15 protein-coding genes are annotated in these 13,290 nt (G+C 62.6%); 2 read left to right on the top strand and 13 right to left on the bottom strand.

Translation table 11 applies throughout. The features are described 5' to 3' along the window. Window positions 1-7: 7 nt before the first annotated feature. Window positions 8-1,309, top strand: coding sequence for a C1 family peptidase (locus WMQ00_RS06185; RefSeq protein WP_340440777.1), 1,302 nt, complete (start codon window positions 8-10; stop codon window positions 1,307-1,309). On the opposite strand, the gene WMQ00_RS06180 is transcribed toward WMQ00_RS06185, so the two are convergent. Genes WMQ00_RS06180 through dacB form a run of 13 tightly spaced genes read right to left on the bottom strand, consistent with a single transcriptional unit; the run spans window position 1,306 to window position 12,670 of the window. Further along, a complete protein-coding gene (locus WMQ00_RS06180; protein WP_340440776.1) occupies window positions 1,306-1,926 on the bottom strand; it encodes a GNAT family N-acetyltransferase in 621 nt (206 codons plus the stop codon). The genes WMQ00_RS06185 and WMQ00_RS06180 overlap by 4 nt on opposite strands. Next, complete coding sequence (locus tag WMQ00_RS06175; RefSeq protein ID WP_239208082.1) at window positions 1,926-2,828, bottom strand: pantoate--beta-alanine ligase; 903 nt, start codon at window positions 2,826-2,828, stop codon at window positions 1,926-1,928. The genes WMQ00_RS06180 and WMQ00_RS06175 overlap by 1 nt, the downstream gene beginning before the upstream one ends. Then, window positions 2,825-3,499 carry a 6PGD fold domain-containing protein gene (locus WMQ00_RS06170; protein ID WP_239205455.1) on the bottom strand — a complete coding sequence of 225 codons (675 nt, stop codon included), beginning with the start codon at window positions 3,497-3,499 and terminating at the stop codon, window positions 2,825-2,827. The genes WMQ00_RS06175 and WMQ00_RS06170 overlap by 4 nt, the downstream gene beginning before the upstream one ends. After that, the gene (locus WMQ00_RS06165; RefSeq protein ID WP_239208083.1) at window positions 3,500-4,537 is read right to left on the bottom strand and encodes a cytochrome P450; all 1,038 of its coding nucleotides are present in this window, start codon (window positions 4,535-4,537) and stop codon (window positions 3,500-3,502) included. A 5-nt stretch (window positions 4,538-4,542) separates the two neighbouring features. Further along, window positions 4,543-5,016 (bottom strand): DUF3180 domain-containing protein, encoded by a 474-nt coding sequence (locus WMQ00_RS06160; RefSeq protein WP_023019930.1) that lies wholly within the window; start codon window positions 5,014-5,016, stop codon window positions 4,543-4,545. Next, a complete protein-coding gene (folK, locus tag WMQ00_RS06155) occupies window positions 5,013-5,498 on the bottom strand; it encodes a 2-amino-4-hydroxy-6-hydroxymethyldihydropteridine diphosphokinase (RefSeq protein ID WP_340440775.1) in 486 nt (161 codons plus the stop codon). The genes WMQ00_RS06160 and folK overlap by 4 nt, the downstream gene beginning before the upstream one ends. Further along, complete coding sequence (gene folB, locus WMQ00_RS06150; RefSeq protein WP_284835460.1) at window positions 5,498-5,878, bottom strand: dihydroneopterin aldolase; 381 nt, start codon at window positions 5,876-5,878, stop codon at window positions 5,498-5,500. Before folB ends, folK begins: the two co-directional genes overlap by 1 nt. 3 nt (window positions 5,879-5,881) lie before the next feature. Beyond that, the gene (folP, locus tag WMQ00_RS06145; RefSeq protein WP_340440774.1) at window positions 5,882-6,844 is read right to left on the bottom strand and encodes a dihydropteroate synthase; all 963 of its coding nucleotides are present in this window, start codon (window positions 6,842-6,844) and stop codon (window positions 5,882-5,884) included. A gap of 36 nt (window positions 6,845-6,880) precedes the next feature. Beyond that, on the bottom strand, window positions 6,881-7,474 hold the full coding sequence (gene folE / locus WMQ00_RS06140) for a GTP cyclohydrolase I FolE (protein ID WP_023019934.1): 594 nt from the start codon (window positions 7,472-7,474) through the stop codon (window positions 6,881-6,883). Continuing rightward, window positions 7,474-9,831, bottom strand: coding sequence for an ATP-dependent zinc metalloprotease FtsH (ftsH, locus tag WMQ00_RS06135; RefSeq protein ID WP_200288623.1), 2,358 nt, complete (start codon window positions 9,829-9,831; stop codon window positions 7,474-7,476). Before ftsH ends, folE begins: the two co-directional genes overlap by 1 nt. 12 nt (window positions 9,832-9,843) lie before the next feature. After that, a complete protein-coding gene (gene hpt / locus WMQ00_RS06130) occupies window positions 9,844-10,431 on the bottom strand; it encodes a hypoxanthine phosphoribosyltransferase (RefSeq protein ID WP_023019936.1) in 588 nt (195 codons plus the stop codon). Between the two features lie 12 nt (window positions 10,432-10,443). Further along, complete coding sequence (gene tilS, locus WMQ00_RS06125; RefSeq protein WP_340440773.1) at window positions 10,444-11,394, bottom strand: tRNA lysidine(34) synthetase TilS; 951 nt, start codon at window positions 11,392-11,394, stop codon at window positions 10,444-10,446. After that, complete coding sequence (gene dacB, locus WMQ00_RS06120; RefSeq protein WP_340440278.1) at window positions 11,384-12,670, bottom strand: D-alanyl-D-alanine carboxypeptidase/D-alanyl-D-alanine endopeptidase; 1,287 nt, start codon at window positions 12,668-12,670, stop codon at window positions 11,384-11,386. The genes tilS and dacB overlap by 11 nt, the downstream gene beginning before the upstream one ends. Window positions 12,671-12,737: 67 nt before the next feature. On the opposite strand from dacB, the gene WMQ00_RS06115 reads away from it, so the two are divergent. Beyond that, window positions 12,738-13,226, top strand: a complete 489-nt coding sequence (locus tag WMQ00_RS06115; protein WP_282438290.1) for an inorganic diphosphatase — start codon at window positions 12,738-12,740, stop codon at window positions 13,224-13,226. Window positions 13,227-13,290 lie beyond the last annotated feature (64 nt).

Genomic DNA, 13,290 nt, shown 5'->3' with positions numbered 1-13,290 from the left:
TCGAGAAATGACCGAGATTAACCCGAACGAGGTTCATGCCGCCAATGCTGAGCTCGCCAGTGATGCCACGCTGCGCTTGGTACGCAATGGGGTGGCTCAGGAAGGCGTCGATAAGCTCAGCCTCGACCGCGAGGTACTGCACACCCTTAACCGGGTGACCAGCCATAAGCTAGATTCCTGGGGCGTGGCCGACCAGAAGGCTTCGGGCCGCTGCTGGATTTTTGCCGGCCTGAATTCCCTGCGCGGTGGGCTGATGGACAAGGCCAAGCTTAAAGATTTTGAGCTTTCCCAGACCTATATTTACTTCTTTGACAAGCTCGAGAAGGCCAATTGGTTCCTTAGCGCCATGGCTGAGCTGAAGGACCGCGATATTACGGACCGCACCGTAACCAAGCTCATGGATGATCCGATCGATGACGGCGGCCAGTGGTCCATGTTTGTCGCACTGGTGGAAAAATACGGTGTAGTACCGCAGTACGCCATGCCGGAAACCGCTTCTTCGGAGGCCACGGTGATGTTGAACCATAACCTGCAGACCGTGCTGCGCCGCGCCGCGCACCGGATCCGCAGGGGCGAAGAGGGCGCGCACAAGCAGGCGCTTGCCGACGTCTACCGTATCCTCACCGCCGACCTGGGCCTGCCGCCGGAGGACTTTGTCTGGCAATATCGCGATAAGGATGATGAGTTCCACCGCGCGGGCACCTTTACCCCGCAGGAGTTTGCCAAGGAATACCTGCCCGCAGACCTCAGTGAGTACGTGTGCGTGGTCAATGATCCCCGCAATGCCTACGGCAAGCTCTACACCGTGGAATACCTGGGCAATGTGGCCGGCGAGCGCGTAACCTATCTGAACGCGCCGGTGGAGGTGCTGCGCGATGCCGCGCGTGACTCCATCAACGATGGCCAGCCGGTGTGGTTCGGCTGCGATACTGACCAGCAATCCGATGATGAGCACGGCGTGTGGGCCAAGCAGCTGCACGATTATGAGGCCTTCTACGGCGTGGAGATGGATCTGGACAAGGCACAGCGTTTGCGCCTGCACGAGTCCATGATGACCCACGCGATGGTATTTACCGGCGCCGATATCGCCGAAGGCGGCGCAGTACAAAGCTGGCGCGTGGAGAATTCCTGGGGTCCAAAGAAGGCCGATAAGGGCTTTTGGACCATGGCCGATGACTGGTTCGATGAGTTCGTCTTCGAAATCGCCGTGCACCCTTCCCGACTGCCGGAGCAATACCAAGCGGCTTTGCAGTCCGAGTCCGTGACTACCCTGCCGGCCTGGGACCCGATGGGGGCCTTGGCGCGCTAGGTCTGCGGTGCGCCCAAGCGCCGCACATAGAGCATGCACACCAAGTCGCGGTCCTCGTTGACCGCGATGGTGCGCTCGCCTACCTGGCTAAAGCCGCGGGCGTCATAGAACTGATAAGTGCAGCCGTCATCGGTAAACAGGTAGATATTCTTCCCGGAATGGCGGGATTCGAAGGCCTCAAGTAGTGCCGTGCCCACGCCGCTCACGCCGGAATTGGGATCCGCGACGAGGAAACCGATTTCGCCATCAATGGGGTGCTTGCCCAAGTACTTGAGCAGCATGTCCTGATTGGCGGCATCGTAATCATCGCGGTGCCCGCCCGGGCGCAGATTATTAAAGATTTCCACCGCGCGGACAAATGCCTTGCGCCACCACGGATATGGCAACGCGGGCTTGCCCTTCATGGAGGCCAGCAGCACGCCGAGGAAGCGGTCGCCATCGTAAGCGGCCAAGATATCGGTGGCCTTGGCGCGCTCTAAATCCCAAAAATAGCGGCCATAGGCGCGCTCGAAGCGAGGATTTTTCACAAACCAGTGCAGATGCATGCCTTCAATGGCAAAGGAAATGGCCTGGGGTTCATCGCGCGGGTCTAGGTCGCGGATCTGGATATCGGTCATTAGTCCTCCGATAGCTGTTGGGAAGCGGCATCTTGTGCGCGCTGTTGCTCGCGTTGCTGTTCGCGTTCGAGCTCGGCCTTGGCTTCGTGTTCTTCAATATTATTAAAACCGATGCCCAGCGGCAGGCCCACATTATCGATGAGCCGGACGCCACCGATTGTCGCGGCAACAAGCAGGCGGGCATCACCTTCTACGGGAGGGGCCCCTAAATCTCGACCGCGCACCTCGAGATACTCGGGTTCAACCCCCGCGGCGCGAAGCACCTCCGCGGCAACCTCACGTACCTTCTGCGCACCGGCCTCGGCGGCGTGCGCGCCAGCGGTGAGCGCGGCAGATAGTGCCGCGGCCTGCTCGCGGGATTCGGCCGGCACGTGGGTATTGCGCAGGCTCATTACCACGCCGTCGGGCATGCGCACAGCGGGTACGCCTTGCACACGGACTCCTAGGTGGAAGTCCTGGACCGCATGGTGGATGGCAAGGAGAAGCTCGTAGTCCTTCTCGCCTAAAAGGACGTCGGTTGGCGCAAGCGTCAAAATGAGCGCGAGGTAAAGCGTGAGATCCCCGCTGAGATCCGGCTCGAGAGCGGTGGCGGCGTCGGCCGGTGCTACGGCGATGCGGCGTCCGTGTGGCCACAAGGACTCGGGCGAGTACTCCCACACGATGTCCACTCCTTCGGCCCGCAGAAGCTCAAGGTCCTCCTTCTGCGGGGACTGCAGGGCCACGACGGTAACGGCGCCCCGGATGCGCTTCGCCGCGCGCACCAGCGCGATATGACCGGCGTGCACACCGGTAGTCAGCGGCACGAAGGCGACCGGCCGGCCAGTCTTGTGAAAAGCACTACCGACCATGCGGATGCGCTCAATATCGTTGATGACGGTAGCGTTTCCCAGCTCCAGGCTCATCGGCTCTCCTCTTGTAGGGCCCACATTTCTAACTCTTCGCGGCCGTCCACCTCTCCTAGGCGGCGGGCAACTTCCACGTAGCTGCGCCGCAAGCCGGGGTCAGTGGCGCCGCGGTAGGCGGCGATAATTTCTTCGGTGTCCATGTCCTCACCCACCAGGGGTGGCTCTTCTGAGGGCGAGAGGAAATGAGCATCAACCGCCGCAGAGATATGCAAGCGCCGCAGCATTTCGGCGTAGTAGGCGCGGGCGGCAAAGGGGGCACGTTCGGCGTCGGAAAGCGCTACGGTCTCTGCGTAAAACTCGGCGATATTAAGTTCCACCACGGTCTCGCCCAACTCATCCAGGGTGGTCACCGCCCAGCGCTTAAGTGTAAATGGGGCGAGCGCCGCGACAACGCAGCCGTGGGTTTCCAGGGGATCCAATACCTGCACTCCGCGCGAAAGGCAGGTGTGGAAGACGATTAGTCCGCGATGGACGTGTGGCTCGAGTAACTCCACGGTAGCTTCCAGACGGGCATCGCCCACGGCGATAATGAGAGTCTCGAAGGAAGAAAGCTCGGCTGGATCCGAGAGCATCTGCACCTCATGGCCGGCGCGTTCCATGGCATTGGCCAAGGTAAAACCGGCCAAGCTACGGCCAAAGAGAGCTACCCGCATGCGTGGCGGGCGCATTTATTTATCCTTCTTATTCTTTGCCTGGGCCAGCAGCTCGGCCACGGAGACCGCGCCCTCGCGCTTATCGTCGCTGCGGCGGCGGCCACGCGACTCCGGCTCCTCAGCAGCCGCGCGATGATGCGAGCGGGCCGCCTTCTGGCGTACTGGCTCGGACTTTTCTGGGGCCACGTGCTGGCCGGAGCCCGGGTACTCCGCGCGCTCATCGCGCTGCGATGCCGGCTGCTGCGGGATGTCCTGGGTCTCGTCATTGGCCGTGGTCGCAGCCTCCGGCTTACGGTGGCTGCCGTGGTGCTCGCTGGAGGCGGAAGCGTGGGTGGTCTTCAGGGAGTCATCGCCACCGGTATCCCAGCGCACGGCCTGGAAACCGCCGGTATTAAAGGTAGAGGCGCCAGAAGACTTGCCGGAGGTACGCTGCGCGCGCGTCTTTTCACTAATGATGTCATTGAGTGGGTTGGACTCAGCGTGCGCCGCGGACGGCTGGTTCCCCAGGCGGCCGGCGATAGCATCGGCGGACGGGGCGCCGGAAGAAGACTGGGTGAAGTCCACGTTGCCTTCCTCCGCATCCGGGCGCGCGGCGGCCGCGGTCTGGGCCTCCAGCTGCATGATGCGGCGGGCTTCTGCGTGTAGGGCGGCCGGCTCATAGGTGAATTCGTGGCCGGAAAGATCCTCAATCTGCTTGCGGATGGACGCCAGCTCGGTGCGGATCTCATCGAGCAGTTCCTGGTCCGGTAGGGGCTGGCCATCGGCCGCGCGGGCTTGCTTCAGCTCGGCGCGGTGGGCGCGCTCCTGCAGTTCCAGCTTGGTCACGGATTCTTCGGCCTGGCGGCGGTAGCGCATCACTAGGAAGAAGCCGAGCACAGCGGCCCATAGGGCGGCGATGAGTGCAATCTTTAGCGCTGCGGCAGAGCCGGAAATCAGCATGACGATGCTGGCTAGGACGGCCAGCACCACGAGGACGATGAGCCCGATCTGGCCCAGATCCGGCTTGGACGTCTTGGCGGAAGTAGTGTGAGAAGAAGAGCGCGGCTCAGTCATGCTCACTAATGTACCGTTTGTACCCCATCTGGTGGGGGCGGGGTCTCACAGTGTCGCTCCAGCCGCAGGCCAGCAGCGCACATGGCAAGGCCACCGAGCGCCGAGGCAATGACCCCCACCAGGTCATCGGAGGCGGCCGCAAGCGTGCCGGCGTTGGGGATAACGTAGACGGCCACGCCTGCATAGATTCCCCCCACGATGGCTCCGGTCCACGCCGAGGCCTTGCCCACCAGCATGAACTGCGTGATGGTCATGGGATTAAGCTGCGAACTATCTAGGCCGATGCCATGCTCGTCCTCGGTGGCTTGGTCCACCTTCCAGGTCAGCACTAAGCAGATGACCGCCATGAGCCACAGCGTGGCCGAAACCGTCACTGGGATGTGCAGCATGGAGCCATAAAAGCGCGTAGTGAGGATGGCCGCGGCGGCGGCAAAGAAGACCCCGGTGCCAATGAGGGCACCCAACGAGGTCCGTTTCATAGCTCCTCCATCATGCCCAACCGGCGAATATCGGCGCGCTCCTTCGGGTCGAGTGCTGCCACCCGCTTGGCGACGCCCTCCCCACTCAACCTAGCACCACCATCGGCCGCCAACCAGGGAATCAGCACGAAGGCGCGCTCGTGGGCATAAGGATGCGGGACGGTGAGCTCCGGGTCATCGGAGGTGTATCCCTCGATGTCCACGATGTCTACGTCTAACGTGCGCGGGCCCCAGTGACGCAACCGCACCCGCTCCGCGGCCTCCTCGAGCTTCTGCCCGCGGCGCAGCAGTTCCTTGGGTGACTCGTCCACATCCACAATGAGCACGGCATTGAGGAATTCATCCTGGTCCGTTACTCCCCACGGCGGGGTGGCATAGACCGGCGAGGCGGCAACAATGTCGCCGGCGAATTCGTCGAATACCGTGCGCAATAGCTTCACGCGGTCATCCATATTGGATCCGATGGATAGCACCGCGCGCATTAGAGCGTCCTCGCGTGCTTGCGGGAGCGGCGGGCGACCACTGCGACATCGGCAAAAGTGCGCGGAATCGGTGCCTTCGGCTTATGAAGCGTGACCTCGACGGCGTGCAGGCCCTCGAAGATGGCCATGATGGTATCGGCCACCTCGCTAGCGACGGTCTCGATGAGGTCGCGGGCGGGGCCTTCGATGATGTTTGCAGCGACGTCGGCAAGCTCGGCGTAATTGATGGTCTTGGTCAGATCATCGGTAGCGGCGGCCTCGGCGAAATCGGACCAACAGGTGATATCCACGATGAAAGGCTGGCCGGTACGCTTTTCTTCCTCAAAGACGCCGTGGTAGCCAAAGCATTCCAGGCCGGTGAGTTCAATGCGGTCTGCCATGATTTACTCCTCAGGTTTACGTGATAGAGCCGTGGACTTCATAATTCCATTGCTATCAGCGCCATTGCTATAGCTGCCGCTGGCGTTGACCCCGCCTGTGTAGTCATTGCCGGCGTTCCAAGCGGCCGCCACATCCACGGCGTCGCGGGAGACGGCAACCTCATGCACGCGCACACCCCACGCCCCCATCTGGGCGGAAATGGCGGTTACGGCCGCGGTAGCGGGATCGGCCAGCAGCGGGCTGGACTCCACGCCGCGATCCTCCCGAATGGCGGCCAGGAAGCGTTTACGGGATGCTCCTACCAGGAGGGGGAATTCGCCGCCGAGGAACTCCGGCAGGGCCTTGAGCAACGCCCAATTATCCTGCGGGGTTTTGGCAAAGCCCAAGCCCGGATCGAGCACGATATTATCGCGGCGCACGCCGGCGTCTAGCGCGTTATTCGCCAGGCGTTCTAGGGTTTCTCGCACATCGCGCACCACATCGCCGCCGTGATCCGCGCTGCCGGCCGCGGAGCCGAATGCGCCCTCCTGCAGCGTACGCCAGTGCATGAGGCACACGGGCACGCCGGCCTCGGCCATCGCGCGATACATCTCAGGATCCGCCAGGCCACCAGAGACATCATTAATCATGTCCACTCCGGCCGCTGTCGCCGCACGTGCCACCGAGGCGCGCATCGTATCCACGGAGGTGCGGATGCCGAGCTTGCTCAAGGCCTGAATGACGGGCACCACGCGGCGCTCCTCGACGTCCGCCTCCACGCGGACCGCGCCCGGGCGGGTGGATTCGCCGCCGACGTCAATCATGTCAGCACCCTGTGCCACGAGCTCGCGGGCGTGATTAATGGCGGCATCAAAGTCCAACCACCGGCCGCCATCGGAAAAGGAATCCTCCGTAACGTTGACGATGCCCATCACTAGAGTGCGATTGCTCCTGGTGAGATCCGAAACCGAGGTTGCCTGCTGCATGGCGTGCTCCTTAAGGCTTTTAATGGTGAACCGAATTTAGCTACGAATCAGGCTGAGTACCTCTGCACGAGAGGCGGCATTATTTTTGAAGCCTCCGCGCACCGCGGAGGTGGTTGTCGTCGCACCGGGCTTGCGGATGCCGCGCATGGCCATGCACAAATGCTCGCACTCGATGACCACGATGACGGACTGCGCGCCAAGGACCTCCACCAGGGCATCCGCGACCTGCTGGGTCAGGCGCTCTTGGACCTGGGGGCGCTTGGCGTACATATCCGCTAGGCGGGCGAGTTTGCTCAAGCCGGTGACGTGGCCGTCTTTACCTGGGATATAACCAATGTGCGCCACGCCGTAGAACGGCACTAAGTGGTGCTCGCAGGTGGAATAGATAGGGATATCGCGCACCAGGACCAGTTCTTGGTGGTCCTCGGCGAAGGTCTTGTGCAGGACCTCGGTTGGGTCTTCGTGCAGACCGGCAAAGACCTCGCGGTAGGCGCGGGCTACGCGGGCCGGGGTTTCGCGCAAACCCTCGCGGTCGGGGTCCTCCCCCACCGCAAGGAGCAACTCGCGTACCGCCGCCTCCGCCCGGTCCTGGTCGAAGGGGGCACGGGCGGGAATGTGATTATCAGGCATTAGTTATCTTCTTGCTTGTCGTCCTCGCGCGCATAGGGATTCTTGCGGCGATCCTTCTCGTCCCAGCCAGGGCTAAACCACTGGCTGGTCTCAGCCTCAGCATCCGCGCCGGCATCCGGCTTGTGATGCTTACCGCCGCCCGTAGCGGGGCGTGCGGCAGGGCGTGCCGTCGGACGCTCAGCGGGTTCGGAAGGCTGAGCCGGCCGATCAGGCTGTGCGCCAGCTCGTTTGGTGTCTGTGGACTCCTTGCCCTGGTTTGTTGGGGTGCTTCCCAACTCGCGGGCGGTGTCCGGATCGACGTAATCGCCAGCGTGCTGGCCAAAGTTGAAGCCCACTTCACCCTTCGGTTCTTCACCGGCGAGGCGGCGCTCACGGGCGGCCCGGGAGGCATCGAGAAGCGTCATGCGCTTAGGCAGCTCCTCGCCGCGCTCCTTAGCCAGCTCGACCGGGGTCTTGACCGGCGCATAACCAATCTGGCGGGGGAAGCGATCATCCTCGCCTGGGAAAACGTCGAAGGCTTCGCGTGGCTCGATGCCATCGAAGATTCGCTCCAGGTCGGGGCGGCGCAGGGTTTCCTTCTCCAGCAAGGCCTCTGCCAGCTTATCCAGGTAGTAGCGGTTATTGCGCAGGATGTCATAGGCCTGCTCGTGCGCGCGCTCGAGCAAGTAGCGCATCTGCTCATCGATCTTGGAAGCAACCTCATCGGAGTACTCGATGGAGCCGCCGCCACCCATCTGGCTAAAGGGATCGCCCTGCTCCTTGCCGTACTTCACGGTGCCGAGCTCCGGCGAGAAACCGTACTCGGTGAGCATGGAACGAGCGATCTTGGTGGCGTTTTCGATATCGGAGGACGCACCGGTCGTCGGCGCACCGAAGACCAGTTCCTCGGCCGCGCGACCGCCCATGGCAAAGACCAGGCGGGAGAAAAGCTCATCGCGGGTGTACATGCCCTTGTCATCTTCCTGCGAAGTCATGGCGTGGCCGCCGGTGCGACCGCGGGCCAAGATGGTGACCTTGTAGACGCGCTCAATATCCTTAAGGGCCCACGCGGAAAGGGTATGCCCGCCCTCGTGATAAGCAGTGACCTTCTTCTCGTGCTCGGAGATGATCTTGCCTTGGCGGCGCGGGCCACCCACCACGCGGTCAGTGGCCTCTTCCAAAGCGTCATAAGTAATGACGTTGCCGCCGATGCGAGCGGTAAGCAGGGCGGCCTCGTTGAGCACATTGGCCAGGTCCGCGCCGGACATGCCGGCGGTGCGCTTAGCTAGCTGCGCTACGTCGACCTCTTCTGCCAGCGGCTTATTCTTCGCATGCACGCGCAAGATCTGCTCGCGGCCGGCTAGGTCGGGGTTGGTAACCGGGATCTGGCGGTCGAAGCGGCCTGGGCGCAGCAGCGCCGGATCGAGGATGTCTGGGCGGTTGGTAGCGGCGATGAGGATAACGCCCTCGCGGTCACCAAAGCCGTCCATTTCTACCAAGAGCTGGTTGAGGGTCTGCTCGCGCTCATCGTGCCCGCCGCCGGTGCCGGAACCGCGCTGGCGGCCAACGGCGTCGATCTCATCAACGAAGATAATGCAGGGGCTGTTTTCCTTCGCCTGCTTGAACAGGTCGCGCACGCGGGAGGCACCCACACCAACGAACATCTCCACAAAGTCAGAGCCGGAGATGGAGTAGAACGGTACGCCGGCCTCGCCGGCCACGGCGCGGGCAAGCAAGGTTTTACCGGTGCCGGGAGGGCCGTAGAGCAGCACGCCGCGCGGGATCTTGGCGCCTAGATCGTGGTAGCGGGTGGGGTCTTCCAGGAAGTCCTTGATTTCCTGCAACTCGTCTACGGCCTCGTCCGCGCCGGCCACGTCCTCAAAAGTATTGGTCGGCATATCCTTGGTCAGTTCCTTAGCCTTGGAACCGCCGATGCCAAACATGCCGCCTGCACCCTGCTGCATGCGGGACATGAGCCAGAAGAGCACGCCGAAGAGGATGAGCATAGGCAGCAGCATGCTGAGCATGGAGCCGAGGAAGGATTCCTGCGTGACATTGGTCTGGTACTTCTGGGCACCAGAATCCTTAACAGAGTTAAAGACCTGCTCGGAGGCGCGGGCCGGGTACTTGGCCACAATCTCCTTCACGCCTTCGCGCTCATCTACCGTGATTTCGTCCTTGAGCTTGATGCGCAAGCGCTGCTCGCGGTCATCAATTTCCACCTCATCGACGTTTTTGTCTTTAAGCTGGGTCAGTGCAACGGAGGTATCCGCTTGCACGTAGCCGCGGGCATCGTTGCTAAAGAAGGTAAAGGCGTACAGCGCGATAAGGATAAGTGCCGCTATCCCGCCGTAGCGAATAATCTTGTTGTTTTTCATTACTGCGCGATTTTAGTCGGTGGTGTAGACATCAGGGTGAAGGGTGCCCACGTAGGGCAGATCGCGGTAGCGTTCCGCATAATCTAGCCCGTAGCCGATGACGAATTCATTAGGGATATCAAAGCCCACATCCAAAAGGTCAATATCGGCCTTTACTACCTCCGGCTTGCGCAGCAGCGTGACCACATCAAGCGAGGCTGGGTTTCGCCCCTTCAGGTTCCGGATAAGCCATGACAGGGTAAGGCCGGAATCGATGATGTCTTCCACGATGAGCACGTTGCGCCCCGCAATATCGCGGTCCAGGTCCTTCAAAATGCGCACCACACCGGAAGAAGAAGTGGAGGCGCCATACGAGGACACGGCCATAAACTCCAACTCGGAAGGGATGGATAGCTTGCGCGCGAAGTCCGTAAGGAAGAAAGCCGCACCCTTGAGCACGCAGACCAAAAGCAGGTCTTGCTCAGCGTCGGCATACTTTTCAGAGACCATATCCGCGAGTTCTTGGACGCGGTTTTGCAGTTCCTCTTCTCCAATGAGGATTGCTTCTACATCGTCACCGTAGCGGTTTGCGGGAACGGCGAAGTCTTTCTTGTCGTGCACGAGTGGGCTCCTTTAATGACCAGACAACAGTGCCAGTTTGCCACCTATACGGGCTACTTCCAACCTCTGCCCCACCTGCCGCGCCGATCGCACAGCCACCGGCCCTTGCCCATGCCAGTGGGTACACAGCTTAGCGACGTCCCCCACTCCCCTCCGCGTCACCTCTACCCCTTCGCTGACTAGCCACGCCGCGATCGCTCGCCGACGCCGCGGTTCTGCCATTGCCGCCAGCTCCGCGCAGTCCGTGGTGGGTGGGGTGTAGAGGGCGGCGTCGTCAAGCGCGGCGTCGGTGGCCGCTTGCGCCAGCGCTGGCACCGCATCCCCGCCAATGATGCGGCTCAGCTGCGGGATTACCTCGCGGCGCAGCGCCACGCGGCGGAAATTCGTGTCCGCATTCTGCGGATCCTGCCACACCGAAAGCCCCAATTCCGCGCAGGTGCCCTCGGTATCGGCGCGGCGCACGCCTAATAGTGGGCGCACCACGCGGGCGCCTTCCACCTCGCTGCGCTCGCTCATGCCGGTCACTCGCCCGCGCAGCGCCCCCAGCAGCAGCGTTTCCGCCTGGTCATCGGCCGTGTGCGCCACGGCAACCTCTAATCCTTCGTCCGCGCACGCGGCGGCCAGTGCCCGATACCGCGCCGCCCGCGCGGCCGCCTCCATCGACTCCGCCCCCGCCGCAGCGTCCGCCTCAACGCTAAGCACCTGCGCCCGCGCGCCTAGCGTTCGCGCCTGGTCGGCCGCGCGCTCGGCCTGCGCCCGCGATCCGTCCTGCAACCCGTGGTCCACGCACAGCGCGAGCACCTCGTGCCCCTCCGCCACCAGCGCCGCCAGGAGAGCCAGCGAATCCGCGCCTCCGGACAGCCCCACCGCCACTGCGTGGTCAAGGCCAGCGGCGCGCACGCCGCGCCGACACGCCAGAAAGTGCGGCGAAACCCGCGGCCAAAAGGGCTTATTAGAACTCATGCAGAGCAGAAGCCAACGCGTCTTGGGCCTTGCGGGCGGCCAAAATATCGCCGTCATTCACCAGGAAGGCAAAGGCATATACGCGCCCGGAATCACCCTGCGCGGTGCCGGCCAAGGCCGAGACCCCAGTCAGCGTGCCGGTCTTAGCTCGCACGTAACCCTTGGCCGCGGAATCGCCGTAGCGCTCGTACAGCGTGCCATCGCCGCCGGCTACCGGAAGGTAGGACACCAGCGGGCGCAGGCGCGGATCCTTGACCGCGCCATTAATAAGTTGCGTCAGCAGCCCGGCCGTGAGCCGATTATCCACCGAGAGCCCGGAATTGTCCTTAATGTCGACACCCTCGACGTCGAATCCTTGCTCCCGCAGCACCTCGAGCGTGGCCTGCGTATCGCCTTCAAAGCTGGCTTCCTTGCCACGGGACATCGCCAGCTCACGCGCAATGGCTTCGGCCATGACGTTATCGGAATGGCGCACCATTTCTCGGGCGCGGTCCGCTAACGGCGGCGAATCCACGCTCGCCACCTCCTGCGCGTTCTCCGCCACAGAGCCCATGCCTACCTTGCCCGCGCCGAGGCGATCGCCTAGCTGCTTAGCGACGTCCAAAGCCGGCTCATGACTCCTCGGCACGTCCCCCGTCGTCGCGCCCAAGCGACCACCGTAGAGCATGGCCGGTTCCATCGGCGCGACGAAGCCGCCGTCCACGTTTTCTGGATCCCAGCCTGGGGCCTGCGCCTCGCCGGACCACACTGAGGTATCGACGTAGACGCCATCGACCTGCTCGACGTTCTTCGAAATCTGCTCGGCCAAATCATCGAGCTGCTCGTGGGTCATCCATACATCACCCGCAGCCTTGATGACCACGTTCTTCTCATTCGCACCGCGGTAGACCTTAGTGGTGATTTTCTCGTTCTCATCCAGCGCCAACGTCGCCGCCGCGGTAGTGAGCACCTTCGTGGACGAGGCCGGGGTCAGCCGCTTATCCGCGTCCCGCTGCCACACCACGTCCCCGGTCTCGGTATCAATTACCTCGCCGCCGAACGTGGCAAGGTCCTTATTCTTAGAGAGCTCGTCCAGCTTCGCGCTTAGCGCATCCAGGTCCGCTTCCCCCGGCTCGGCGGTGCGCAAAGGCTCCTCAGGAGCCTGCACCGCCTGTGCTTCTCCGTGTGAGAGATCGCCGTATTCGCGCTGGAGGGTAACGCCCAGCGCAGCCGTACCTCCGACCGCTGCCGCTACCACGAGCGCGGTCGCTGACCACCAAACATGCTTTGTTTTCATTGCCTTTAACCCTAGCGCGAATCCGCAACGCGCTAGACTATGGGCAGTAATTGATACCCAATCCCCCATGGAGGACATCGCTGTGAGCGTTGAAGTAACCATTGAAATCCCGAAGGGCTCCCGCAACAAGTACGAGGTTGACCACGAGTCCGGCAAGGTCTACCTCGACCGTTACCTGTTCACCCCGATGGCCTACCCGGCTGACTACGGCTTCATCGACCACACCCTGGGCGAGGACGGCGACCCGCTCGACGCCCTGGTCATCCTGCCGGAGCCGGTCTTCCCGGGCGTAGTCGTTGAGGCCCGCATCGTCGGCGTCTTCAAGATGACCGACGAGGCCGGCGGCGACGACAAGCTACTCGCCGTCATCGATGACCCGCGCTGGGAGCGCTACCAGGACATCGACGATGTGGAGCAGCACATCAAGGACGAAATCGAGCACTTCTTCGTCCACTACAAGGACTTGGAGCCGAACAAGGAAGTATCCGGCTCCGGCTGGGGCGACAAGGCCGAGGCAGAGAAGATCCTCGAAGAGGCTAAGGCTCGCTTCAAGTAAGCGCTTCTGCCGCACGTTAACGGCGGCACTGTGAAGGTACGTTTCCGCAGACGGTGGGGACCGA

Origin of the sequence: Corynebacterium sp. KPL2825 (assembly GCF_037908445.1) — a bacterium.
GTDB classification, from domain to species: Bacteria; Actinomycetota; Actinomycetes; order Mycobacteriales; family Mycobacteriaceae; genus Corynebacterium; species Corynebacterium kefirresidentii.
Note: the sequence above shows the minus strand (reverse complement) of the source record. Positions and strands in the feature narration are given on the sequence as shown.